The sequence below is a fragment of the Caballeronia sp. AZ1_KS37 genome, assembly GCF_023631165.1.
GTDB classification, from domain to species: Bacteria; Pseudomonadota; Gammaproteobacteria; order Burkholderiales; family Burkholderiaceae; genus Caballeronia; species Caballeronia zhejiangensis.
The window spans coordinates 1-22,139 of sequence record NZ_JALQDP010000014.1 but is presented as its reverse complement, the minus strand read 5'-3'; the positions used below and the strand labels follow the sequence as shown (position 1 = coordinate 22,139).

Genomic DNA, 22,139 nt, shown 5'->3' with positions numbered 1-22,139 from the left:
TACAGGGAGTAATAATGCAAGGACGTTTCAAGCAGTGGATGTTGCTGGCCGCTTTCGTGCCGACCTTCGCGATGGCTCAGTCGCTTCAGAATCAGGCGCCCGCGCAAACGGCCGCACCGGCAGCCGCAGCAGCACCGGTTGATCCGGCCAAGCAAGCCGCGATCAAGGACCTGCTCGACGCGATCGACGCGCAGAAGCTGGTCGGTGCGATCGGTAACAGCGCGCAGATGCAATCGAAGCAACTCGTGCCGGCGATCCTCTCGGACGCGCTGTCCGAGAACAAGACGATGAACGACAAGCAGAAGCAAGCCGCCGTTCCGACGCTGCAGAAGAACGCAGTGCCGAAGCTGGTTGACTCCGCCGGCCAGGTTTTCGCCACCGACGCCTTCCGCAAGGACGCGATGCAAGCTCAGTACGACGCATACGCGAAGTACTACTCGACGGACGAGATCAAGGATCTGACCAACTTCTACAAGAGCACGACTGGCCGCAAGTTCATCCAGGTTCAGGACCAGGTTGGCCGCGACGTCGTGAATGGCCTGATGCAGAAGTACATGCCGCAAGCCATCAAGGCAACGCGCACGCAAGCCGATCAGGAAGTGGCGAGCGTCAAGCCGAGCGCCAAGTAAGCTCGATGACGTCGGCCTGACGGGAATCCGCCGGCCGGGCTCACCGCCCCGTGCATTGGCGGGTTTTCAGGACAGTGCGATAATGGCTGTTTGCGCGCGAGCGCAAGCAGCCATTTCTTTTTCGGGCGCGAAAACGGTGATTGCGCGGTCTTCGCTGCATTTGCCGCGCAATTCGCGCCTGCCGAATCGGATTTCCGGGATCTCCAGATGCGCGTGTTCAATTTCTCCGCCGGCCCAGCCGCCATGCCAGAAGAAGTCCTGAAGCAGGCAGCCGATGAAATGCTCGACTGGCAAGGCAGCGGCATGAGCGTGATGGAAATGAGTCACCGCGGCGCGGAGTTCATGTCGATCCACGAGGCCGCGCTCACCGATCTGCGTGAACTGTTGGACGTGCCGGCGTCGCATCGCATTCTGTTTCTGCAGGGCGGCGGCATCGGCGAAAACGCCATCGTGCCGATGAATCTGCTTGGCAAGCGGCAAACCGCCGACTTCGTCGTCACCGGTTCATGGTCGACGAAATCGTTCAAGGAAGCGCAGAAGTACGGCACGCCGCATCTCGCGGCGAGCGGCAAGACCGAAGAAGGCTTCACGCGCGTGCCGGCTTTCAGCGAATGGAAGCTGTCGGACGATCCGGCCTACGTGCATCTGTGCAGCAACGAAACCATCGACGGCGTCGAAGCCTTCGAGATTCCCGATCTGGGCGACATCCCGCTTGTCGCCGACGCGTCCTCGCACATCCTCTCGCGCCCGATGGACATCGCGAAGTTCGGCGTGCTCTTCGGCGGCGCGCAGAAGAACATCGGCATGGCGGGCGTGACCGTCGTGATCGTGCGCGAAGACCTGCTCGACCGCGCGCTGTCCATCTGTCCTTCGGCGTTCGAGTGGAAGACCGTCGCCGAGAACAACTCGATGTACAACACGCCGCCCACGTATGCGATCTACATCGCCGGTCTCGTGTTCAAGTGGCTGAAGAAGCAGGGCGGCCTCACGGCGATCGAAGCGCGCAACGTCGAAAAGGCGAAGCTGCTGTACGACACCATCGATTCGAGCGATTTCTACGTCAACAAGGTCGAGCGCCCGAACCGTTCGCGCATGAACGTGCCGTTCTTCCTCGCCGACGAATCGCGCAACACCGATTTCCTGGCCGGCGCGAAGGCGCGCGGGCTGTTGCAACTGAAGGGCCACAAGTCCGTCGGCGGCATGCGGGCATCGATCTACAACGCGGTGCCGATCGAGGGCGTGAAAGCGCTCGTCGATTACATGAAGGAATTCGAGCGCGAAAGCGCTTAAACCTGGCTTCAAACATCAAGCACCGCATGGACGACGATCTCAATACAAGACTCAAACCGCTGCGTGAGCGCATCGATGCGCTCGACGCGCAACTCATCGCGCTGCTGAATCAGCGCGCTTCCGTCGCGCTCGAAGTCGGCGAAGTGAAGAAGCATTTCAATGCGCCCGTGTTTCGTCCGGAGCGCGAGATGCAGGTCATCGCGCGCCTGCAGGAAATGAGCGACGGGCCGCTCGCCGACGAGCACATCGCGTCGATCTGGCGCGAGATCATGGCCGCGAGCCGCGCGCTCGAACAGACGATCAGCGCTGCGTTCCTCGGCCCGGTCGGCACCTATAGCGAACAGGCGATGTTCGAATACTTCGGGCATTCGATTCAGGGCGTGCCGTGCCCGTCGATCGATGAAGTGTTCCGCGCCGTCGAGGCGGGCGCGGCGCAGTACGGCGTCGTGCCGGTCGAGAATTCGGCGGAAGGCGCGGTGTCGCGCACGCTGGATCTGCTGCTGCAGACGTCGCTCTTGATCGGCGGCGAACTCGCGTTGCCGATCCATCACAATCTGCTGACCGCGTCCGGCACGCTCGACGGCGTGAAGCGCGTATGCGCGCATCCGCAGGCGCTCGCGCAGTGCCAGCGCTGGCTGTCCGCGAACGCGCCGCATCTGGAACGGCAAGCGGTGTCGAGCAACGCGGAAGCCGCGCGCATGGCGGTCGAAGATCCGACGGTCGCGGCCATCGCGGGCGATCGCGCCGCGACGCATTACGGCCTCGGCGTCGTGTTCTCGATGATTCAGGACGATCCGCACAATCGCACGCGATTCGTGATCGTCGGCAAGCAGCCGACGGATTCGAGCGGCCACGATCAGACGTCGCTCATCGTCACGGTGAAGAACGAATCCGGCGCGGTCTTCAAGCTGCTCGAGCCGCTCGCGAAACACGGCGTTTCGATGACGCGCTTCGAGTCGCGTCCCGCGCGTTCGGGCGCGTGGGAGTACTACTTTTATATCGACATCGAAGGCCATCGCGACGATGCCGCGGTTGCGGCCGCGCTCGACGAACTCGGGCGCAAGTCCGCGTTCCTGAAGATTCTCGGTTCGTATCCGCGGGCGCGTTGAGCGGCCGCTTCGTTTTCAGCTTCAGGCTGCATCGATGTTCTCTTTCAATAAACTGGTTATCTTCGGCGTCGGCCTGATCGGCGGATCGCTCGCGCGCGCGTTGCGTGAGCGCGCGGGGCTCGAAGGTCGCGTCGTCGGCGTGGGTCGGTCGCGTGCGTCGGTCGAGCGCGCCATCGAACTCGGCGTGATCGACGAAGCCGCCGCGCTCGACGACGACGCCGCGCTCGTCAAGGCGCTCGAAGGCGCCGACGTGGTGCTGCTCGCCGCGCCCGTCGCGCAGACCGAGCCGCTGCTCGCGCGCATCGCGCCGTTTCTCGACGCGCGAACCATCGTCACCGACGCCGGCAGCACGAAATCCGATGTCGTCGCGGCGGCGAAGCGCGCGCTCGGTGCGCGCGTCGCGCAGTTCGTGCCGGGACATCCGATCGCCGGGCGCGAGTCGAGCGGCGTCGATGCGGCATTGCCCGATCTGTACGTCGATCGCAATGTCGTGCTGTGTCCGCTGCCGGAAAATGCGGCGGATGGCGTCGAACGCATCGCGTCGATGTGGCGCGCGAGCGGCGCGTGCGTGCGTCAGATGAGCGAGGCGCAGCACGATCGCGTGTTCGCGTCGGTGAGTCATTTGCCGCACGTGCTCTCGTTCGCGCTCGTCGATCAGATTCTCGACACGCCCGATGCCGATCTGAAATTCTCGTTCGCCGCGGGCGGCTTTCGCGATTTCACGCGCATCGCGGCGTCGAGTCCCGAAATGTGGCGCGATATCTGTCTCGCGAACCGCGCCGCGCTGCTCGCCGAGCTCGACGATTACACCGCGGTGCTCGCGCGTTTTCGCGCGGCGATCGACGCATCGGACGGCGCGGCGCTCGAAGCGGCGTTCGCGCGTTCGCGCGTCGCCCGGAAAGAATGGCAGGAACGCGGCGGCATCAAGCCTTCGAACGACATCGCCGCCAAGTAAGCCGCGAAACAAGGAAACAACATGGAACATCTCGATCTCGGACCTTTTTCCCGCGCGTCCGGCACCGTGCGCCTGCCCGGCTCGAAGAGCATTTCGAACCGCGTGCTGCTGCTCGCGGCGCTTGCGCACGGCGAAACGTCGATCACGAATCTGCTCGATTCCGACGACACGCGCGTGATGCTCGCCGCGCTCCGGAACCTGGGCGTCGCCGTGCGCGAGGACGGCGAGCGCGTGATCGTCGGCGGGACGGGCGGCGCGTTTCCGTCGAAATCGGCGGAGCTGTTTCTCGGCAACGCGGGTACGGCGGTGCGTCCGCTGACCGCGGCGCTGGCCGTGAACGGCGGCGAATATCGTGTGCACGGCGTGCCGCGCATGCACGAGCGGCCGATCGGCGATCTCGTCGACGGGCTGCGTCAGATCGGCGCTGCGATCGATTACGAGCTCAACGACGGCTTCCCGCCGCTCAGGATCCACGCCGCGAAGATCGCCATCGACAAGCCGATCCGCGTGCGCGGCGACGTGTCGAGCCAGTTTCTCACCGCGCTCCTGATGAGCCTGCCGGTCGTGGAAGGCCGTAACGGTCCCGTTACGATCGAGATCGAAGGCGAACTCATTTCGAAGCCGTACATCGAAATCACGATTCGTTTGATGGAGCGGTTCGGCGTCACGGTCGAGCGCGACGGCTGGGCGCGCTTCACCGTTCCCGCCGGCGTGAGCTACAAGTCGCCGGGCGCGATGATGGTGGAAGGCGATGCGTCGTCGGCCTCGTATTTCCTGGCGGCGGGCGCGATCGGGCATGGACCGGTGCGCGTGGAGGGCGTCGGTCGTTCGAGCATTCAGGGCGATGTCGGCTTCGCGGACGCGCTGAACCGCATGGGCGCGAACGTGATGATGGGCGAGGACTGGATCGAAGTGCGCGGCGTCGAATCGGACGATGGCAGGCTCGCGCCCATCGACATGGATTTCAACCTGATTCCCGACGCCGCGATGACGATCGCCGTGGCCGCGCTCTTCGCGAGCGGCACGACGACGCTGCGCAATATCGCGAGCTGGCGCGTGAAGGAAACGGATCGCATCGCCGCGATGGCGAACGAGTTGCGCAAGGTCGGCGCGACCGTGGAAGAGGGTGCGGATTATCTCGTCGTCATGCCGCCGGCGAAACTGACGCCGAACGCCGCGATCGACACCTACGACGATCACCGCATGGCGATGTGCTTTTCGCTCGTGAGCCTCGGCGGCGTGCCGGTCCGCATCAACGATCCGAAATGTGTGGCTAAAACCTTTCCGGACTACTTCGACCGCTTCTCGACGCTCGTGAAAGCGTAACGGGAGCGCTGTACCGTGAAACGCGATGACTTCGACTTCCATGATCGTAATAACGGGCCAGAACGGCCAGACTCAATGAAACCGACCCGTCCTTTCGACCCAACACCAGTGATTACCATCGACGGGCCGACGGCGTCGGGCAAGGGCACGGTCGCGGCGATCGTCGCGGCGACGCTCGGCTTCCACCTGCTCGACAGCGGCGCGCTCTACCGGCTCGCGGCGCTCGCGAGCATCCGCTACGAAGTGGACAAGGACGACGCCCCCGGCCTTGCAAAACTGGTCGAGGCGCTCCATATCACGTTCCGCGAAGGTTGCGCGCAGCTCGATGGCGCCGATGTCTCGGGCGAAATCCGGCAGGAAGAAGTCGGCAACCGCGCCTCCGCGATCGCCGTGCATCCCGAAGTGCGCCAGGCGCTCGTCGCGCGCCAGCGGGCTTTTCGCAAGCGCCCCGGCCTCGTCGCCGACGGCCGCGACATGGGCACGGTCATCTTCCCCGACGCCACGCTGAAGGTGTTCCTGACTGCAAGCGTCGAGGCGCGCGCGGCGCGGCGGTATAAGCAATTGATGCAAAAAGGTTTTTCTGCTAATATGGATGACTTGCTGCGAGATTTGCGCGCACGCGATGCCCGGGACATGAACCGGAGCGCCGCGCCGCTCAAGCCCGCGGCGGATGCGAAGACGCTGGACACCTCCGGTTTGTCGATCGATCAAGCGGTCGAGCAGATCATCGGCTGGTTCAGCGAGATTCGTGTAGTGCAGTAGAAGGTGCTCTGCCGGGAGGCAGGGCGTGTGTTAAACCATTAACCCCGTATGGCGTTGCGCATCTGGGTAAAACCCGCCGGTTCATTCTGAATCACCGCGCAAAGGCCGTGCAAATATCGATTTTTATGTCCGACCTGCAAACCTCCACCCCGAATACCGAATCCTTTGCGGCTCTGTTCGAAGAGTCGCTGACCAAGCAGGACATGCGCGCCGGCGAAGTGATCTCCGCCGAAGTCGTGCGTGTCGACCACAACTTCGTGGTCGTCAACGCTGGTCTCAAGTCCGAAGCCTATATTCCGCTCGAAGAATTCCTGAACGACGCGGGTGAAGTGGAAGTGCAGGCGGGCGACTTCGTTTCCGTCGCGATCGACGCGCTGGAAAACGGCTATGGCGACACCATCCTGTCGCGCGACAAGGCGAAGCGCCTCGCTTCGTGGCTGTCGCTGGAAAAGGCGCTGGACAACAACGAACTCGTGACCGGCACGATCACCGGCAAGGTCAAGGGCGGCATGACCGTGATGGTCAACGGCATCCGCGCGTTCCTGCCGGGTTCGCTCGTCGACACGCGTCCGGTCAAGGACACGACGCCGTACGAAGGCAAGACGCTCGAATTCCGCGTCATCAAGCTCGATCGCAAGCGTAACAACGTGGTGCTGTCGCGCCGCGCGGTCATCGAAGCGACGCAGGGCGAAGAGCGCGCGAAGCTGCTCGAGACGCTGAAGGAAGGCGCGATCGTCGAAGGCGTGGTCAAGAACATCACCGACTACGGCGCGTTCGTGGACCTCGGCGGCATCGACGGCCTGCTGCACATCACCGACATCGCATGGCGCCGCGTGCGTCACCCGTCGGAAGTCCTGTCGGTTGGCCAGGAAGTCACCGCCAAGATCCTCAAGTTCGACCAAGAGAAGAACCGCGTTTCGCTCGGCATCAAGCAACTGGGCGACGATCCGTGGGAAGGCATCTCGCGCCGTTACCCGTCGGGCACGCGCCTGTTCGGCAAGGTCACGAACATCACCGACTACGGCGCATTCGTCGAAGTGGAATCGGGCATCGAAGGCCTCGTCCACGTGTCGGAAATGGACTGGACCAACAAGAACGTTGCTCCGTCGAAGGTTGTTCAACTGGGCGACGAAGTCGAAGTCATGGTTCTCGAAATCGACGAAGACCGCCGCCGTATCTCCCTCGGCATGAAGCAGTGCAAGCCGAATCCGTGGGATGACTTCAGCCGCAACTTCAAGAAGGGCGACAAGATCAGCGGCGCCATCAAGTCGATCACCGACTTCGGCGTGTTCATCGGTCTGCCTGGCGGCATCGACGGTCTGGTTCACCTGTCGGATCTGTCGTGGTCGGAAACCGGCGAAGAAGCCGTTCGCAAGTACAAGAAGGGCGACGAAGTCGAAGCCGTGGTTCTGGGCATCGACGTCGACAAGGAACGCATCTCGCTCGGCATCAAGCAGCTCGAAGGCGATCCGTTCAGCAACTTCGTGGCGATCAACGACAAGGGCGCTATCGTCGACGGCGTTGTGAAGTCGGTCGATCCGAAGGGTGCGGTCATCACGCTGTCCGGCGAGGTCGAAGGCTACCTGCGTGCTTCGGAAATCGCGCAAGACCGCGTGGAAGATGCGCGCAACGTGCTCAAGGAAGGCGAGAAGGTCAACGCGATGATAATCAACATCGATCGCAAGTCGCGTGGCATCAACCTGTCGATCAAGGCGAAGGATTCGGCCGAACAGCAGGAAGCCATGCGCAGCCTGCAGGGCGACTCGAACGCCGCCGCGACCGGCACGACCAACCTCGGCGCGCTGCTCAAGGCCAAGCTCGACGGCCAGAACAGCTAAGCCCTTAACGGCACAGCTGCAGAATGACCAAATCGGAATTGGTCGCCCAGTTGGCGTCGCGATTTCCGCAACTTGTCCTCAAGGATGCGGATTTCGCGGTGAAGACGATGCTGGATGCGATGTCGGAGGCTCTGGCCAACGGTCATCGCATCGAGATTCGCGGCTTCGGCAGCTTCGGGCTCAATCGTCGTCCGTCGCGCGTCGGGCGCAATCCCAAGTCGGGTGAAAAGGTGCTGGTGCCGGAGAAATTCGTGCCGCACTTCAAGCCGGGCAAGGAGTTGCGCGAACGCGTCGACGGCCGCGCGGGCGAGCCGCTGAAAGCTTCGAATGACGACGATGCCGACGATCTCTGATCGGCACGCATCGTGACTGATGATCCTTCAGGATTTTCGGTTCGCGGCGTCGGCCTGCGAGGCAATCGACCAGAAAAGCACCCTTCGGGGTGCTTTTTTTTTGCGCGGCGTTTCGATAGCAGCGATCCAGCGCGACGGGTGCGTTGTTTGCTAAAAATTCATGCGTCGAGCGGGCGACTGCCGGCGCCCGGGAGCATCAATTACAATACCGGTCACTTTGACCTGGGTGTTCAACCGCGCAGGCCCGGCCGAAACGGAAGGGCCGTCTGGTGCAACCGCTCTTGCGAGACCCTACATGAAATTCATCGTCTGGCTGATCCGCGTTCTGGTATTCGTGCTGTTGCTGGTGCTGGCGCTCGCCAATACCCAGCCCGCGACGCTGAACTTTCTCGCGGGCTACGCGTGGCAGGCGCCGCTTATTCTGATCGGCCTCGCGTTTTTCGTGGTGGGATTGCTCGCGGGGCTCGTGTCGGCTGTGCCGGCCAGGGTGCGTCTGCGCATGGAGAACGGGCGTCTGAAGCGCGAGCTGCGCGTCGCTCGCGAGACGCCGGTGGTGAAGGAAGAACCGCCGATGCCGCCGCTCATCTGACCTTTCGCGCAGACATCTGACACTCAACGACTAATCGCATGGATCTAGACTTCTGGTGGCTGCTTGTCATCCCCGTCGCTTTCGCGCTGGGGTGGATGGCGTCCCGCTATGACTTGAAAGCGCTGTTGTCCGAAAATGCGAATCTGCCGCGCTCGTATTTTCGCGGCCTCAATTTTCTGCTCAACGAGCAACACGACAAGGCGATCGATGCGTTCATCGAAGTCGCCAAGCTCGATCCCGAAACGATCGAACTGCATTTCGCGCTCGGCAATCTGTTTCGGCGCCGCGGAGAGACCGATCGCGCGATTCGCGTGCATCAGAATCTGTTGAGTCGCGCCGATTTGCCGGTCGCGGAACGCGATCACGCGCTCTACGAACTCGGACAGGATTTCCTGAAGGCGGGCCTGCTCGATCGCGCCGAGGAAACGTTCAAGTCGCTCAACGCCGGCGAATATTCGCTCGGCGCGCCGCGCGCGCTGCTGACCATCTACGAGATCGAAAAGGACTGGCCGAAATCGATCGCGACGGCCGAGCAGATCGAAAAGATGGGCGCGCCCTCGCTGCATATGGAAATCGCGCATTTCCACTGCGAGCTGGCGCAGGAAGCGCTTCAGCGCAAGAATCCAGATGGTGCGCGCGCCGAACTGAAGCTCGCGCTGGCATCGAACCCGGACAACGTGCGCGCGACCATCCTGGCAGGCGATGTCGAAGCGGCCGCCGGCAACGTCGATGTCGCCATCGCGCACTGGAAGCGCGTCGAGGAGCAGAACGAGGCGTATCTGCCGCTCGTCGCCGAGAAGCTGATGAAGGCGTACGCCGCGCTCGGGCGCAAGGAAGAGGGCGTCGCTCTGCTGATCGATTACGCGACGCGCTATCCGTCGAACGATCTGCTCGATGTCGCCTACAAGCACGTTCAAGAGTTGCGCGGTCTCGAAGCCGCGCACGAGCTGGCACGCAAGCAGATGCAAAGCGCGCCGAATCTCGCGGGCATGACGCGTCTGCTCGAGGCGCAGGAGGCGACGGCCGACGAGCCGCGCCGCGGCGAGCTCGAACTGATGCGTAATCTGGTGAAACAGCGCACTAAGAATCTGCCGCGTTATACGTGTCAAACTTGCGGGTTCCGTGCGCGTCTATTCTATTGGCAATGCCCCGGCTGCAGCGGCTGGGAGACGTACGCGCCGCGTCGCGTCGAGCCGATCACGAGCTCGGCCTGAGCCAGCGCGGCGAGCATGACATCGGGCGGCGCGCGAATGCGCCGCTTCTGCCACCGGCATTTCAGGAACAACCGGAAAGCGTATGAAAGTGACCATCGTCGGCACGGGTTACGTCGGTCTCGTAACCGGCGCGTGCCTTGCCGAAATCGGCAATGACGTGTTTTGCGTGGACGTCGATCCGCGCAAGATCGAAATTCTCAACAATGGCGGCGTGCCGATCCACGAGCCGGGCCTTCAGGAAATGCTGAGGCGCACGCGCGCGGCAGGCCGCATCCAGTTTTCCACCGACGTGAAAGCGAGCGTCGAGCACGGCGACATTCAATTCATCGCGGTCGGCACGCCGCCCGACGAAGACGGCTCAGCCGATCTGCAATACGTGCTCGCCGCCGCGCGCAATATCGGCAAGTATTCGAACGGCTTCAAGGTGATCGTCGATAAATCGACGGTGCCGGTCGGCACGGCGCTGCAAGTGAAGCGCGTCGTCGAGGAAGAGTTGCGGGCGCGCGGGCTCGGCGAGTCGGAGAAGCACGGCTTCTCGGTCGTGTCGAATCCGGAGTTCCTGAAGGAAGGCGCGGCTGTGGACGACTTCATGCGCCCGGATCGCATCGTGATCGGCATCGACGACGACCGCGCGGGCAACCTCGCGCGCGAGAAGATGAAGCGCCTCTACACGCCGTTCAACCGCAATCACGAGCGCACGCTGTACATGGACGTGCGTTCGGCCGAGTTCACGAAGTACGCCGCCAACGCGATGCTCGCGACGCGCATCTCGTTCATGAACGATCTGTCGAATCTCGCGGATACCGTCGGCGCCGACATCGAATCGGTGCGGCGGGGCATGGGCTCGGATCCGCGCATCGGCTATCACTTCCTGTATGCGGGCTGCGGCTATGGCGGCTCGTGCTTCCCGAAGGACGTGCAGGCGCTCGCGCAAACCGCGCGCGAAAACGGCCACACGCTGCGCGTGCTCGAGGCGGTCGAAGCGGTCAATAACGATCAGAAGGAAGTGCTCGTCAACAAGATCGTGAAGCGCATGGGCGAGGATCTGCGCGGGCGCACGTTTGCCGTGTGGGGCCTCGCATTCAAGCCCAATACCGACGACATGCGCGAGGCGTCGAGCCGGCGCATCATCGAGGCGCTGCTGCAGCGCGGCGCCACGGTGCGCGGCTACGATCCCGTCGCGCGCGACGAGGCAGAGCGCGTGTTCGCGCTCGATCTCGCGGATCGCCCCGACGACTTCCAGCGCCTGCATCTCGTGAACACGCAACAGGATGCGCTGACGGACGCGGACGCGCTCGTCATCGTGACCGAATGGAAGGAATTCAAGAGCCCGGATTTCTGGCACTTGAAGAGCGCGTTGAAGACGCCGGTGATCTTCGACGGCCGCAATCTGTATGAACCGGAAGCGATGGCCGAAATGGGCATCGACTACTTTGCAATAGGACGTCCCCATGTCGAACTCGACCGCAACGGCAGCCACAACTAACGCCGATATTCCCGTCGTCCCGCTTGCGCGCGTTTCGGCGGCGCGCGTGCTCGTGGTCGGCGACGTGATGCTCGACCGCTACTGGTTCGGGGACGTCAACCGCATCTCGCCCGAAGCGCCCGTGCCGGTCGTGCACGTGCAGAAGAAGGAAGACCGCCTCGGCGGCGCGGCGAACGTCGCGCGCAACGCGGCGGCGCTCGGCGCGCAGGCCGGCCTGCTTTGCGTAGTGGGACATGACGAGCCGGGCGAGCGCATCGTCGAGCTGCTCGGCGAAAGCAAGGTCGCGGCGCATCTCGAGCGCGATCCCGAACTGCTCACGACCATCAAGCTGCGCGTGCTGTCGCGTCAGCAGCAGTTGCTGCGCGTCGATTTCGAGAACACGCCGAATCATGAAGTGCTGCGCGCGTGTCTCGAACGGTTCACCGAGATCCTGCCGCAGCACGACGTGATCCTCATGTCCGATTACGCGAAGGGCGGCCTCACGCACGTCACGCAGATGATCGCCGACGCGAAACGCGCCGGAAAGCCCGTGCTCGTCGATCCGAAGGGCGACGACTGGGACCGTTATCGCGGCGCGACGCTCATCACGCCGAATCGCGCGGAGCTGCGCGAAGTCATCGGCCAGTGGAAATCGGAAGAAGATCTGCACGAGCGCGTGAGGAAACTGCGTGCGGAGCTCGATCTTTCAGCGCTGCTCCTCACGCGCTCGGAAGAGGGCATGACGCTCTTCACCGAGGACCAGGTGCTGCACACATCGGCCGAAGCGCGCGAAGTGTATGATGTCTCGGGCGCCGGCGACACCGTCATCGCAACGGTCGCGACCATGCTGGGCGCGGGTGTGCCGCTCGTCGACTCGATCGTCTATGCGAACCGCGCGGCGGGCATCGTCGTGGGCAAGCTCGGTACGGCGACCGTCGACTACAACGAACTCTTCGCCTGACCTTATCTGAAATAACGCCATGACCATCATCGTTACCGGTGCAGCCGGCTTCATCGGCAGCAATATCGTCAAGGCGCTCAACGAGCGTGGCGAGAATCGCGTGATCGCGGTCGACAACCTCACGCGCGCCGACAAGTTCAAGAATCTCGTCGATTGCGAAATCGACGATTACCTCGACAAGACCGAGTTCGTCGAGCGCTTCAAGCGCGGCGATTTCGGCCGCGTGCGCGCGGTGTTCCACGAAGGCGCCTGTTCGGACACGATGGAAACCGACGGCCGCTACATGATGGACAACAACTTCCGCTACAGCCGCGACGTGATGGACGCGTGCCTCGCGCAGGGCGCGCAGTTCCTGTATGCATCGTCGGCGGCGACATACGGCGGATCGAGCCGTTTCGTCGAAGAGCGCGAAGTCGAGAAGCCGCTCAACGTGTACGGTTATTCGAAGTTCCTCTTCGATCAGATCGTGCGGCAGGTGGTGCCGAAGGCGGAAAGCCAGATCGCCGGCTTTCGCTATTTCAACGTGTACGGCCCGCGCGAAACGCACAAGGGACGCATGGCGTCGGTCGCGTTCCACAACTTCAATCAGTTCCGCTCGGAAGGCAAGGTCAAGCTCTTCGGCGAGTACAACGGCTATGCGGCCGGCGAGCAGACGCGCGACTTCATCTCGGTCGAAGACGTCGTGAAGGTGAATCTGTTCTTCTTCGATCATCCGGAGAAGTCGGGCATTTTCAATCTCGGCACCGGGCGCGCGCAGCCGTTCAACGACATCGCGTCGACGGTCGTGAACTCGCTGCGCGCGTTGAACGGCGAAGCGGCGCTCTCGCTCGCCGAACTCGTGCAGCGCGGTCTGATCGAGTACGTGCCGTTCCCCGACGCGCTGCGCGGCAAGTACCAATGCTTCACGCAGGCGGACCAGTCGAAGCTGCGCGCAGCCGGTTACGACGCCTCGTTTCTTACGGTTCAGGAAGGTGTCGATCGCTACGTGCGTTGGCTATTCGGCCAGCTATAAACGCGCTTCGAGCCTCTCTAAACTGGGTCTCACGGTTGGCGCTGGTGCCGGCCGGTTCTTCACGGAGACTCAGTCATGTTCAAGCAAGCACTCTCGTCGATCGCTGCGTTCGCGCTCATCTTTTCCATCGGTAGCGCGTTCGCGGCCGTCGACGTCAATACCGCCAACTCCGACGCGCTGCGCGGCATCAAGGGCATCGGTCCGGCGAAGGCGAAAGCCATTCTCGATGAACGTCAGGCGCACGGTCCGTTCAAGGACGCGAGCGATCTCGGCACGCGCGTCAAAGGCATGGGCGGCAAGACCGTCCAGCGTCTGGAAGCGGAAGGACTGACAATCGGCGCAACGACGAAGACCGCGGCCGTCGCCGCACCGCCTGGCGGCGCGAACTCGGCTGTCGCGACGCCGGTTTCGGCGTCCGCATCAGCTAAACCGGTCATTGTGAAGAAATAAGCACGGCCCGGAGGCGCGCCCTGGTGCGCGGCGCGCCATCGGTCTCCTTCAGCCTTCGGATGTCTTGGGCTCCCCGCGGACGGCCTCCCCGCGGGGCTTTTTGCATGCGCGGACGGCGCGCGCGAGCGGCATTCCATCCGTGCATCAGGGATGCGCCGGCATCGGCGGAACCGGTGGGCTACAATCGACGAATCCCTATATCAAAATCCGCGCGGAAAGGCAGTGTCGTCCGCGGGGAATCCGAATCGGCTCCGCATATGGCTTACATGACTATCGAAGACACGATCGGCAATACGCCGCTCGTGCAACTCGTCCGCATCGTCGACGATGAAATTCGCAGCCGCAACAACGTCGTGCTGGGCAAGCTCGAAGGCAACAATCCGGCGGGATCGGTGAAGGACCGGCCGGCGCTGTCGATGATCAGGAAAGCTGAAGAGCGCGGCCGCATCAAGCCGGGCGACACGCTCATCGAAGCGACGAGCGGCAACACCGGCATCGCGCTCGCGATGGCCGCCGCGATGCGCGGCTACAAGATGGTGCTGCTGATGCCGGAAGATCTGTCGATCGAGCGCCGCCAGAGCATGGCCGCGTATGGCGCCGAAATCGTGCTGACGCCGGTGACGGGCGGCATGGAATACGCACGCGATCTCGCCGATCAGATGCAGCGTGACGGCAAAGGCATCATTCTCGATCAGTTCGCGAACCCGGACAATCCGCTCGCGCATTACGAAGGCACGGGCCCGGAGCTGTGGCGTCAGACCGAAGGCCGCCTTACCCACTTCGTCTCGTCGATGGGCACGACCGGCACGATCATGGGCGTGTCGAAGTATCTGAAGGAGCAAAACGAAAAGATCGAGATCATCGGCGCTCAGCCGGAAGAAGGCTCGCGCATTCCGGGCATCCGCAAGTGGCCGGAAGCCTATCTGCCGAAGATTTTCGATCGCAGCCGCGTGGATCGCGTGGAGAACGTAAGTCAGGCGGCCTCCGAAGCGATGGCGCGACGCCTCGCATCGGTCGAAGGCATTTTCGCGGGCATTTCGTCGGGCGGCGCGTGCGAAGTGGCGCTGCGCGTCGCGCGCCAGGTGGAGAACGCGACGATCGTGTTCATCGTCTGCGATCGCGGCGACCGTTATCTTTCGACGGGCGTGTTCCCGGCGTGATGCCGCGCATCCTGATCGCGCAATGAGAGAACCCCGGCGAGCCGGGGTTTTTTACGTCTGTAGCGGACAAACGTCACTGCGAATTCGCGCCCGTGTCGCCCGCGACCATGCGCGCCTTGACCGCTTCGCCAAGCTGATACACCGCGAGCGCGTAGAAGAAGCTGCGGTTGTAACGCGTCAGCACGTAGAAGTTCTTCAGCCCGAGCGTGTATTCGGTCGCGCGGCCGGGCGTGGGCAAATCGACGACGGTGAGCGGCGTCGGCGCTTCTGCGTCGATATTCAAGCCCGGCTCGTTGAGCAGCATGCCGGCCTTCGTCAGTTGCGCGAGCGACCATTTCGGTTCCGGCGCGCCATCGGCGGCGGCCTGCGCGATGCCCTGACTGCCGACATCGCCGGCGATGCGCCACACGACCGGCCGGCCCGGTTCCCAGCCGTTCTGCTTCAGATAGTTCGCCACACTGCCGATGGCGTCTGCCGGGCTCGTGCGCAGATCGATGCGGCTGTTGCCGTCGTAATCGACCGCGTATTGCACGATGCTGCTCGGCAGGAACTGCGGAATCCCGATCGCGCCCGTGTATGAACCGAGGACGGTCGTCGGATCGATCTGCGAATCGCGCGTCCACACGAGCAGGTCTTCGAGATTCTTGCGGAACGTCGCCATGCGCTCGACGCGGTTCGGGGTGTTCGGGTAATCGAAGGTGAGCGTGGTCAGCGCGTCGAGCGCGCGGAAGTTGCCCATGTACTTCCCGTAGATCGTCTCCACGCCGATGATTCCGACGATCACCTCCGGCGGCACGCCGAATTGCTCGGACGCGCGCTGCAGCGTCGCCTGATTCGCGCGCCAGAACTTCACGCCGGCGTTGATGCGAACCGGCTCGATGAAACGCCCCTGGTACGCGCGCCAGTTCTTGGCCTGCGGCGTGGGCGACGGCAACACCAGTTTCGCCGCGGTCGCCGAATAGCTCACGCGCGCAAACAGATCGTGCAGCGCGGACGAATCGAAGTCGTAGCGCGCGACCATGTCATTGATGAACGCATCGACATTCGGATTGTTCGCGTAGCGCTGCGGCACGATCTCTTCTTCGAACACCTGCCCTTGCGGCGTCGCGGCCTGCGGCTGCTGCGACTGCGCAAAGGCACTGTTCCCGGAGAGAAAGCCGAGCGCGCAGACGAGGGAAGTAACGAGTGCGCGCTTTGCCGGCCTGGATGAAGCCGTGAAGACGAACGGAGCAAACTGGAAAGTCATAGTGTGCGTGGTTGGGGGCGGTTGGGGCGATGCCGGATGCGCGAGTGGCCAAAAACGCCTGTGAAGTCGAATCGATGCAACGATTCTCAACGGAACGCAACAGCCTGCAACATGCCGCGCGCAATCGCTCGGCCGGCAAGGCGTCGGGGCAGTATAACCGACGCTTCGCGCCCATATCGGCCATGTGCCCGGGCGAGGGCGGCCGTGCCGGACGGTGTGGTAACTTAACGTCAATTACGCGACAAGTGGTCGCGTATGACGAAAAAATACGAGACGAGAGCCGACGACAAGCGGCATTGCGAGACATCATGGCCACCGGCTTCTACTCCCACCCCGACTGCCTCCAGCACGACAACGGCCAATGGCATCCCGAGTGTCCGGCGCGCCTGCAGGCGATCGAAGACCAGCTGATCGCGAGCCGGATCGATTCGCTCATCGAGCGCGAGGAAGCGCCGCTCGCCGACGAAGCCGACCTCGCGCGCGTGCATACGCAGGCGCACATCGACTACATCAAGAGCCGCACGCCGGAATCGGGCCGAAGCGAACTCGACCCCGATACGTCGATGTGCCCCCAGTCCTATCGCGCGGCGTTGCGCGCGGCGGGCGCGGCGGTCGCGGCCACCGATGCCGTCATCGAAGGCCGTTACGACAACGCGTTTTGCAGCATCCGGCCGCCGGGCCATCACGCCGAGCCCGCGCGCGCGATGGGCTTCTGCCTCTTCAACAACGTCGCGATCGCCGCGCGGCATGCGCTGGAAGTGCACGGCCTGCAGCGGGTCGCGATCGTCGATTTCGACGTGCATCACGGCAACGGCACCGAAGCCGCGTTCAGCGGCGATTCGCGCGTGCTGATGTGCAGTTTCTTCCAGCATCCGTTCTATCCGTTCTCCGGCGCCGACAATCACGCGGCGAACATGGTCAACGTGCCGCTCGCCGCGCGCACTAAGGGCATGCAGGTGCGCGAGGTCGTCGACATGATGTGGCTGCCGCGGCTCGAAGCGTTCAAGCCGCAGATGATCTTCGTCTCGGCCGGCTTCGATGCGCATCGCGAAGACGACATGGCGAACATGGGTCTCGTCGAGGACGATTACGCGTGGATCACCGAGCAGATTCGCGGCGTCGCGAAGCGCTACGCGCAAGGGCGCATCGTGAGTTGTCTCGAAGGCGGCTATAACCTGTCGGCGCTGGGCCGCAGCGTCGTTGCGCATCTGCGGGTGCTGGCGGAAATCTAGCGGGCGCGAGCGCGCGCGTAGTCCGCGCGCACGAGCGTCCAGTCGATCAGCTCGCGGATCACGCGCTCGCGGTCGAGATCGTTGAGCGTTTCGTGGGCGCTGCCTTCGTGGACGATGAGCGTGGTGTCGGTCGATCCCGCGTTGGCTTCGAACTCGCGGCTGCCGGCGGGATCGCAGATCGCGTCCGCGCTGCCGTGAAAGACGAGAAGCGGCAGCTTGATGTCGCCGCGCTTTTCCGCCACGCGCTCCATGCCGGCGAGAATCTGCGCGGCAGTGCGTGCGCAGACGGCTGAGTGATGCACGAGCGGATCGCGCTTGTACGCTTCGACGACGCCCGGCGCGCGCGACAGCAGCGCCGGATCGATGCTGAACGCGGCGACGCGCGGCGCGACCACGCCCACGATGCGGCTCAGTTTGGCCTTCCAGCGCGGCGTGCCCGGTCCGATCTTCAACGCCGGGCTCGACAGGATCAGACCGGCCAGCTTGTTCTCCTGCGCACGCTCGGCGGCGTAGAGCGCCGCGATCGTTCCGCCCATGCTGTGGCCCATCAAAAAGAGCGGCGTGCCGGCGGGCGGCGTGGCCGCGCACGCTTCGAGCAGGACATCGGTGTCGCGCAGATAGTCCGTGAAGACGCGAACCCACGCCCGTTCGCCCGACGACTTCCCGTGTCCGCGCAGATCGATCGCGATCAGCTCGATGCCCGCCGCGTTCAGCGCGGTCGCGAGCGCGTCGTAACGGCCCGCGTGTTCGCCGAGACCGTGGACGAGCGCGATCCGCGCGTTGAGTTCGATGCCCGGCGCGGGATGCCAGCGATGCAGAAACAGTTCGACGCCGTGTCGCGTCGTGACGGCGCTCGTCGAATAGATAGTGCGTGACATGGCGCGGTAAATATCTCCACGTTATTAGCCGATCTGAAATCATTATTAAACAGAATGTAACGCGTCCTGTAAAATCCCCGCCACGATACAAACAGCTAAGAACGAGCGGCGGCCGGCGGCGCGGGTGGGTTCCACCCGACAAGCCTTCCGCCGTTTGCATTTTCATGATCGAAATACGCAATCTTTCGCAGCGTTTCGCGGGGCCCCGAGGCTGGGTCGAAGCGCTGCACAACGTCAATCTGACGATTCCCGCCGGCGAAGTGTTCGGCATCATCGGGCGCAGCGGCGCGGGCAAGAGCACGCTGGTTCGCACGATCAATCTGCTGACGCGGCCGAGCGAAGGCAATGTGATCGTCGACGGACGCGATCTCACGACGCTCGGCAAGGACGATCTGCGCGCCGCGCGCCGCGACATCGGCATGATCTTTCAGCATTTCAATCTGCTGAGTTCGCGCACGGTGTACGACAACGTCGCGCTGCCGCTCGAACTCGCCGGCAAGAAGCGCGCGGAGATCGAAGCGGCCGTGTTGCCGCTGCTCGATCTCGTCGGCCTCACGACGCACAAGGACAAGTATCCGGCGCAGATCAGCGGCGGACAGAAGCAGCGCGTCGGGATTGCGCGGGCGCTCGCGAGCAAGCCGACAGTGCTGCTCTCCGACGAAGCCACGTCCGCGCTCGATCCCGAAACCACGCGCGCGATTCTCGATCTGCTGCGCAAGATCAATCGCGAGCTCGGGCTCACCATCGTGCTCATCACGCATCAGATGGAAGTGATCAAACAGGTCTGCGATCGCGTCGCGGTGCTCGACGCCGGGCGCGTGGTCGAAGAGGGCAAGGTCGTCGATGTCTTCATGCAGCCGCATCACGAAGTCACGCGCGCACTGATCGGCGACGTGATCGCGCACGAGTTGCCGCCCGCATTGAAGGCACGCGTGATCGAGCGGCTCAAGACCGGCAGCGGTCATTTGCTGCGGCTCGCGTTCACGGGCTCGGGCGTCGATCAGCCGATTCTCTCGGAGACGATCCGCCGCTACGAACTCGATTTCAACATCCTGCACGGCCAGATCGACGAGATTCAGGGGCAGGCGTTCGGCTCGCTCGCGGTGCTCGCGGGCGGTCAGCCGGTGAAGATCGCCGAAGCGATCGAATATTTGCGCTCGCAGGGCGTCGTCGTGGAGGAGTTGTCCCATGTTGAGTGAAATGTTCGACATGTTCGTCCAGTCGTTCTGGGAAACGCTGATCATGGTCGGCATCTCGGGACTCGTCGGCGCGGCGGTCGGTTTGCCGCTCGGCGTGCTGCTCTATCTCACCGATCGCGACGGCGTGCTGCAGAACATCGGCGTGAATCGGGTGCTCGGCGGCATCGTGAATGCGGTGCGCTCGACGCCGTTCATCATCCTTCTCGTCGCGGTGATTCCGTTCACGCGGCTCGTCGTCGGCTCGTCGATCGGCACCGCGGCCGCCGTCGTGCCGCTGACGATCGCCGCTGCGCCGTTCATCGCGCGGCTCGTCGAGACGGCACTGCGCGAAGTGGATCGCGGACTCATCGAAGCCGCGCAGGCAATGGGCGCGACGACATCGCAGATCGTCTTCAAAGTGCTGTTGCCGGAATCGCTGCCGGGCGTCGTCGCTGGATTGACGATCACGTTCGTGTCGCTCGTCGGCTATTCGGCGATGGCGGGCGCGATCGGCGGCGGCGGTCTCGGCGATCTCGGCATCCGCTATGGTTATCAGCGTTTTCTTCCTGAAGTGATGATCACGGTCGTGGTCATTCTCATCGTGTTCGTGCAGCTCGTTCAGTCGTTCGGCGACTGGCTCGTTCGTCGTCTCAGTCACAAATAACCACTCAAGAAACCATGCAACGTCGATTCATTCTGAAGTTCGCCGCCGCGCTGTTGAGCGCAACGCTGTTCAACGGTGCCGCGCACGCCGATGAAGCCATCAAGTTGGGCGTGACCGGCGGCCCGCACGCGCAGATCATGGACGTGGTGAAGCAGGTCGCCGCGAAAAACGGGCTGAAGATCACGGTCGTCGAGTTCTCGGATTACGTGCAGCCGAACGCCGCGCTCGCCGCCGGCGATCTCGATGCGAACAGCTATCAGCATCTGCCGTATCTCGACGCGCAAGTGAAGGATCGCGGCTACAAGCTCGTCAAGGTCGCCGATACGGTGACGTTCCCGATGGGCATCTACTCGAAGAAGCTGAAGTCGCTGTCGGCGCTTGCCAACGGCGCGCGCATCGCGGTGCCGAACGATCCGACCAACGGCGGCCGCGCATTGCTGCTGCTGCAGAAGCAAGGTCTCATCAAGCTGCGCGCGGATGCGGGTCTGAAAGCGACGCCGCTCGATATCGTCGAGAATCCGAAGAAGCTGAAGATCGTCGAACTCGACGCCGCGCAGATTCCGCGCTCGCTCGACGACGTCGATGCCGCCGCCATCAATACGAACTTCGCGATGGAAGCGGGCCTGAAGCCGAAGTCGGACGCGATCGCAATCGAAGATCCACGCGGTCCGTATGTGAACATCATCGCGGTTCGCGCGGCCGACAAGGACAAGCCGTGGGTTGCGAAGCTGATCGCGGCGTATCACTCGCCGGAAGTGAAGCAGTTCATCGAAGGCAAGTACGCCGGCGCGGTGATTACGGCCTGGTAATCGTTTTCATGGTCGGATTCGGGTTTTCGTGGATATAAATAGAACGATCGTTCGATAAAATTCGGCTCATACCTATTGCACGATCGCCGACCCCACCCGCTTTTGGAGGGGTGATCTTACGCGTCACTCGTATAATGGCGCTGGGTTGACGTAATCGTAACTTTGGAGCGTGTGCATGAAAATTCTGGTGCCAGTCAAGCGCGTGGTCGACTACAACGTGAAGGTCCGCGTGAAATCGGATAACACGGGTGTCGATATCGCCAACGTGAAGATGTCGATGAACCCGTTCGACGAAATCGCCGTGGAAGAGGCGGTGCGTCTGAAGGAAGCGGGTGTTGCTACGGAAGTGATCGCCGTATCGTGCGGCGTGACGCAATGTCAGGAGACGTTGCGGACGGCGCTGGCGATCGGTGCGGATCGCGCGATTCTGGTCGAATCCGCCGATGAGTTGCAGCCGCTGGCGGTCGCGAAGATCCTGAAGGCATTGGTCGATCAAGAGAAGCCTGAGCTCGTCATCCTGGGCAAGCAGGCCATCGACGACGACTCGAATCAAACCGGCCAGATGCTCGCTGCACTGGCGGGTTTGCCGCAAGCGACGTTCGCATCGAAGGTCGTCGTTGCCGATGGCAAAGCCACGGTATCGCGCGAAGTCGATGGCGGCGCCGAAACGCTGTCGCTGAAATTGCCCGCAGTCGTCACGACCGATCTGCGTCTGAACGAGCCGCGCTATGTGACGCTGCCGAACATCATGAAGGCGAAGAAGAAGCCGCTGACGACGGTGAAGCCCGCCGATCTCGGCGTCGATGTCGCGCCGCGTCTGAAGACGCTGAAAGTCGTCGAGCCGCCGAAGCGCAGCGCGGGCATCACCGTGCCCGACGTGAAGACGCTGGTCGAAAAACTGAAAACCGAAGCGAAGGTGATCTGAACATGACGATTCTCGTAATTGCAGAACACGACAATGCGTCGATCAAGGCAGCGACGCTGAACACGGTTGCGGCGGCATCGAAGATTGGTGGCGA

The 22,139-nt window shown here is 63.2% G+C and carries 22 protein-coding genes; 20 read left to right on the top strand and 2 right to left on the bottom strand.

From position 1 onward, the window contains the following. The first annotated feature begins 14 nt into the window (after positions 1-14). The 15 genes from NCS00_RS10605 to cysM all read left to right on the top strand — a co-directional run bounded on the left by NCS00_RS10605 (position 15) and on the right by cysM (position 15,113). Positions 15-629, top strand: coding sequence for a DUF2059 domain-containing protein (locus NCS00_RS10605; protein ID WP_008342389.1), 615 nt, complete (start codon positions 15-17; stop codon positions 627-629). A 207-nt stretch (positions 630-836) separates the two neighbouring features. Further along, a complete protein-coding gene (gene serC, locus NCS00_RS10600) occupies positions 837-1,919 on the top strand; it encodes a 3-phosphoserine/phosphohydroxythreonine transaminase (RefSeq protein ID WP_008342388.1) in 1,083 nt (360 codons plus the stop codon). A gap of 26 nt (positions 1,920-1,945) precedes the next feature. Next, positions 1,946-3,028, top strand: a complete 1,083-nt coding sequence (pheA, locus tag NCS00_RS10595) for a prephenate dehydratase (protein ID WP_034472713.1) — start codon at positions 1,946-1,948, stop codon at positions 3,026-3,028. 34 nt (positions 3,029-3,062) lie between these two features. Continuing rightward, the gene (locus NCS00_RS10590) at positions 3,063-3,983 is read left to right on the top strand and encodes a prephenate dehydrogenase (RefSeq protein WP_250440045.1); all 921 of its coding nucleotides are present in this window, start codon (positions 3,063-3,065) and stop codon (positions 3,981-3,983) included. Positions 3,984-4,004: 21 nt separating this feature from the next. Beyond that, a complete protein-coding gene (gene aroA / locus NCS00_RS10585) occupies positions 4,005-5,309 on the top strand; it encodes a 3-phosphoshikimate 1-carboxyvinyltransferase (RefSeq protein WP_250440044.1) in 1,305 nt (434 codons plus the stop codon). 75 nt (positions 5,310-5,384) lie between these two features. Continuing rightward, positions 5,385-6,071 carry a (d)CMP kinase gene (cmk, locus tag NCS00_RS10580; RefSeq protein WP_008342380.1) on the top strand — a complete coding sequence of 229 codons (687 nt, stop codon included), beginning with the start codon at positions 5,385-5,387 and terminating at the stop codon, positions 6,069-6,071. Positions 6,072-6,178: 107 nt separating this feature from the next. Continuing rightward, positions 6,179-7,909: a 30S ribosomal protein S1 gene (rpsA, locus tag NCS00_RS10575; protein ID WP_174447740.1), complete on the top strand. Its 1,731-nt coding sequence runs from the start codon at positions 6,179-6,181 to the stop codon at positions 7,907-7,909. Between the two features lie 23 nt (positions 7,910-7,932). Further along, a complete protein-coding gene (locus NCS00_RS10570) occupies positions 7,933-8,262 on the top strand; it encodes an integration host factor subunit beta (protein WP_008342376.1) in 330 nt (109 codons plus the stop codon). A gap of 295 nt (positions 8,263-8,557) precedes the next feature. Next, positions 8,558-8,851 (top strand): LapA family protein, encoded by a 294-nt coding sequence (locus NCS00_RS10565; RefSeq protein WP_008342374.1) that lies wholly within the window; start codon positions 8,558-8,560, stop codon positions 8,849-8,851. 38 nt (positions 8,852-8,889) lie between these two features. Beyond that, positions 8,890-10,065: a lipopolysaccharide assembly protein LapB gene (lapB, locus tag NCS00_RS10560; protein WP_250440043.1), complete on the top strand. Its 1,176-nt coding sequence runs from the start codon at positions 8,890-8,892 to the stop codon at positions 10,063-10,065. Between the two features lie 82 nt (positions 10,066-10,147). Then, complete coding sequence (locus tag NCS00_RS10555) at positions 10,148-11,551, top strand: UDP-glucose dehydrogenase family protein (RefSeq protein ID WP_034472707.1); 1,404 nt, start codon at positions 10,148-10,150, stop codon at positions 11,549-11,551. Then, positions 11,517-12,491 carry a D-glycero-beta-D-manno-heptose-7-phosphate kinase gene (gene rfaE1 / locus NCS00_RS10550; RefSeq protein WP_008342371.1) on the top strand — a complete coding sequence of 325 codons (975 nt, stop codon included), beginning with the start codon at positions 11,517-11,519 and terminating at the stop codon, positions 12,489-12,491. Before NCS00_RS10555 ends, rfaE1 begins: the two co-directional genes overlap by 35 nt. A gap of 19 nt (positions 12,492-12,510) precedes the next feature. Next, positions 12,511-13,503 (top strand): ADP-glyceromanno-heptose 6-epimerase, encoded by a 993-nt coding sequence (gene rfaD / locus NCS00_RS10545; protein ID WP_250440042.1) that lies wholly within the window; start codon positions 12,511-12,513, stop codon positions 13,501-13,503. Between the two features lie 75 nt (positions 13,504-13,578). Further along, on the top strand, positions 13,579-13,953 hold the full coding sequence (locus NCS00_RS10540; RefSeq protein WP_008342369.1) for a ComEA family DNA-binding protein: 375 nt from the start codon (positions 13,579-13,581) through the stop codon (positions 13,951-13,953). A 257-nt stretch (positions 13,954-14,210) separates the two neighbouring features. Continuing rightward, positions 14,211-15,113 (top strand): cysteine synthase CysM, encoded by a 903-nt coding sequence (cysM, locus tag NCS00_RS10535; RefSeq protein WP_250440041.1) that lies wholly within the window; start codon positions 14,211-14,213, stop codon positions 15,111-15,113. Between the two features lie 73 nt (positions 15,114-15,186). On the opposite strand, the gene mltB is transcribed toward cysM, so the two are convergent. Next, positions 15,187-16,359, bottom strand: a complete 1,173-nt coding sequence (mltB, locus tag NCS00_RS10530) for a lytic murein transglycosylase B (RefSeq protein WP_250440040.1) — start codon at positions 16,357-16,359, stop codon at positions 15,187-15,189. Positions 16,360-16,667: 308 nt separating this feature from the next. On the opposite strand from mltB, the gene NCS00_RS10525 reads away from it, so the two are divergent. After that, on the top strand, positions 16,668-17,591 hold the full coding sequence (locus tag NCS00_RS10525; protein ID WP_244807478.1) for a histone deacetylase family protein: 924 nt from the start codon (positions 16,668-16,670) through the stop codon (positions 17,589-17,591). On the opposite strand, the gene NCS00_RS10520 is transcribed toward NCS00_RS10525, so the two are convergent. Beyond that, positions 17,588-18,469 carry an alpha/beta hydrolase gene (locus NCS00_RS10520; protein ID WP_008342362.1) on the bottom strand — a complete coding sequence of 294 codons (882 nt, stop codon included), beginning with the start codon at positions 18,467-18,469 and terminating at the stop codon, positions 17,588-17,590. The two genes, NCS00_RS10525 and NCS00_RS10520, sit on opposite strands and share 4 nt — an antisense overlap. A gap of 164 nt (positions 18,470-18,633) precedes the next feature. Between NCS00_RS10520 and NCS00_RS10515 the strand changes: the two genes are divergently transcribed. From NCS00_RS10515 to NCS00_RS10500, 4 genes are all read left to right on the top strand, one after another. Then, positions 18,634-19,668, top strand: coding sequence for a methionine ABC transporter ATP-binding protein (locus NCS00_RS10515; protein ID WP_008342360.1), 1,035 nt, complete (start codon positions 18,634-18,636; stop codon positions 19,666-19,668). Then, on the top strand, positions 19,658-20,311 hold the full coding sequence (locus NCS00_RS10510; RefSeq protein WP_008342358.1) for a methionine ABC transporter permease: 654 nt from the start codon (positions 19,658-19,660) through the stop codon (positions 20,309-20,311). The genes NCS00_RS10515 and NCS00_RS10510 overlap by 11 nt, the downstream gene beginning before the upstream one ends. A 14-nt stretch (positions 20,312-20,325) precedes the next feature. Further along, a complete protein-coding gene (locus NCS00_RS10505; RefSeq protein ID WP_008342356.1) occupies positions 20,326-21,120 on the top strand; it encodes a MetQ/NlpA family ABC transporter substrate-binding protein in 795 nt (264 codons plus the stop codon). Positions 21,121-21,295: 175 nt separating this feature from the next. Further along, complete coding sequence (locus NCS00_RS10500) at positions 21,296-22,045, top strand: electron transfer flavoprotein subunit beta/FixA family protein (RefSeq protein WP_034472697.1); 750 nt, start codon at positions 21,296-21,298, stop codon at positions 22,043-22,045. The last annotated feature ends 94 nt before the right edge of the window (positions 22,046-22,139 follow it).

What these genes read in the sequence shown, in the direction of transcription:
- cysM (WP_250440041.1), top strand. Translation starts at nt 14,211, where the DNA reads ATGGCTTACATGACTATCGAAGACACGATCGGCAATACGCCGCTCGTG.
- NCS00_RS10540 (WP_008342369.1), top strand. Translation starts at nt 13,579, where the DNA reads ATGTTCAAGCAAGCACTCTCGTCGATCGCTGCGTTCGCGCTCATCTTT.
- NCS00_RS10500 (WP_034472697.1), top strand. Translation starts at nt 21,296, where the DNA reads ATGAAAATTCTGGTGCCAGTCAAGCGCGTGGTCGACTACAACGTGAAG.
- cmk (WP_008342380.1), top strand. Translation starts at nt 5,385, where the DNA reads ATGAAACCGACCCGTCCTTTCGACCCAACACCAGTGATTACCATCGAC.
- NCS00_RS10510 (WP_008342358.1), top strand. Translation starts at nt 19,658, where the DNA reads ATGTTGAGTGAAATGTTCGACATGTTCGTCCAGTCGTTCTGGGAAACG.
- mltB (WP_250440040.1), bottom strand. Translation starts at nt 16,359, where the DNA reads ATGACTTTCCAGTTTGCTCCGTTCGTCTTCACGGCTTCATCCAGGCCG.
- pheA (WP_034472713.1), top strand. Translation starts at nt 1,946, where the DNA reads ATGGACGACGATCTCAATACAAGACTCAAACCGCTGCGTGAGCGCATC.
- NCS00_RS10570 (WP_008342376.1), top strand. Translation starts at nt 7,933, where the DNA reads ATGACCAAATCGGAATTGGTCGCCCAGTTGGCGTCGCGATTTCCGCAA.
- NCS00_RS10520 (WP_008342362.1), bottom strand. Translation starts at nt 18,469, where the DNA reads ATGTCACGCACTATCTATTCGACGAGCGCCGTCACGACGCGACACGGC.
- rfaE1 (WP_008342371.1), top strand. Translation starts at nt 11,517, where the DNA reads ATGTCGAACTCGACCGCAACGGCAGCCACAACTAACGCCGATATTCCC.
- NCS00_RS10590 (WP_250440045.1), top strand. Translation starts at nt 3,063, where the DNA reads ATGTTCTCTTTCAATAAACTGGTTATCTTCGGCGTCGGCCTGATCGGC.
- NCS00_RS10525 (WP_244807478.1), top strand. Translation starts at nt 16,668, where the DNA reads ATGGCCACCGGCTTCTACTCCCACCCCGACTGCCTCCAGCACGACAAC.
- lapB (WP_250440043.1), top strand. Translation starts at nt 8,890, where the DNA reads ATGGATCTAGACTTCTGGTGGCTGCTTGTCATCCCCGTCGCTTTCGCG.
- NCS00_RS10515 (WP_008342360.1), top strand. Translation starts at nt 18,634, where the DNA reads ATGATCGAAATACGCAATCTTTCGCAGCGTTTCGCGGGGCCCCGAGGC.
- NCS00_RS10605 (WP_008342389.1), top strand. Translation starts at nt 15, where the DNA reads ATGCAAGGACGTTTCAAGCAGTGGATGTTGCTGGCCGCTTTCGTGCCG.
- NCS00_RS10505 (WP_008342356.1), top strand. Translation starts at nt 20,326, where the DNA reads ATGCAACGTCGATTCATTCTGAAGTTCGCCGCCGCGCTGTTGAGCGCA.
- rfaD (WP_250440042.1), top strand. Translation starts at nt 12,511, where the DNA reads ATGACCATCATCGTTACCGGTGCAGCCGGCTTCATCGGCAGCAATATC.
- aroA (WP_250440044.1), top strand. Translation starts at nt 4,005, where the DNA reads ATGGAACATCTCGATCTCGGACCTTTTTCCCGCGCGTCCGGCACCGTG.
- NCS00_RS10565 (WP_008342374.1), top strand. Translation starts at nt 8,558, where the DNA reads ATGAAATTCATCGTCTGGCTGATCCGCGTTCTGGTATTCGTGCTGTTG.
- serC (WP_008342388.1), top strand. Translation starts at nt 837, where the DNA reads ATGCGCGTGTTCAATTTCTCCGCCGGCCCAGCCGCCATGCCAGAAGAA.
- NCS00_RS10555 (WP_034472707.1), top strand. Translation starts at nt 10,148, where the DNA reads ATGAAAGTGACCATCGTCGGCACGGGTTACGTCGGTCTCGTAACCGGC.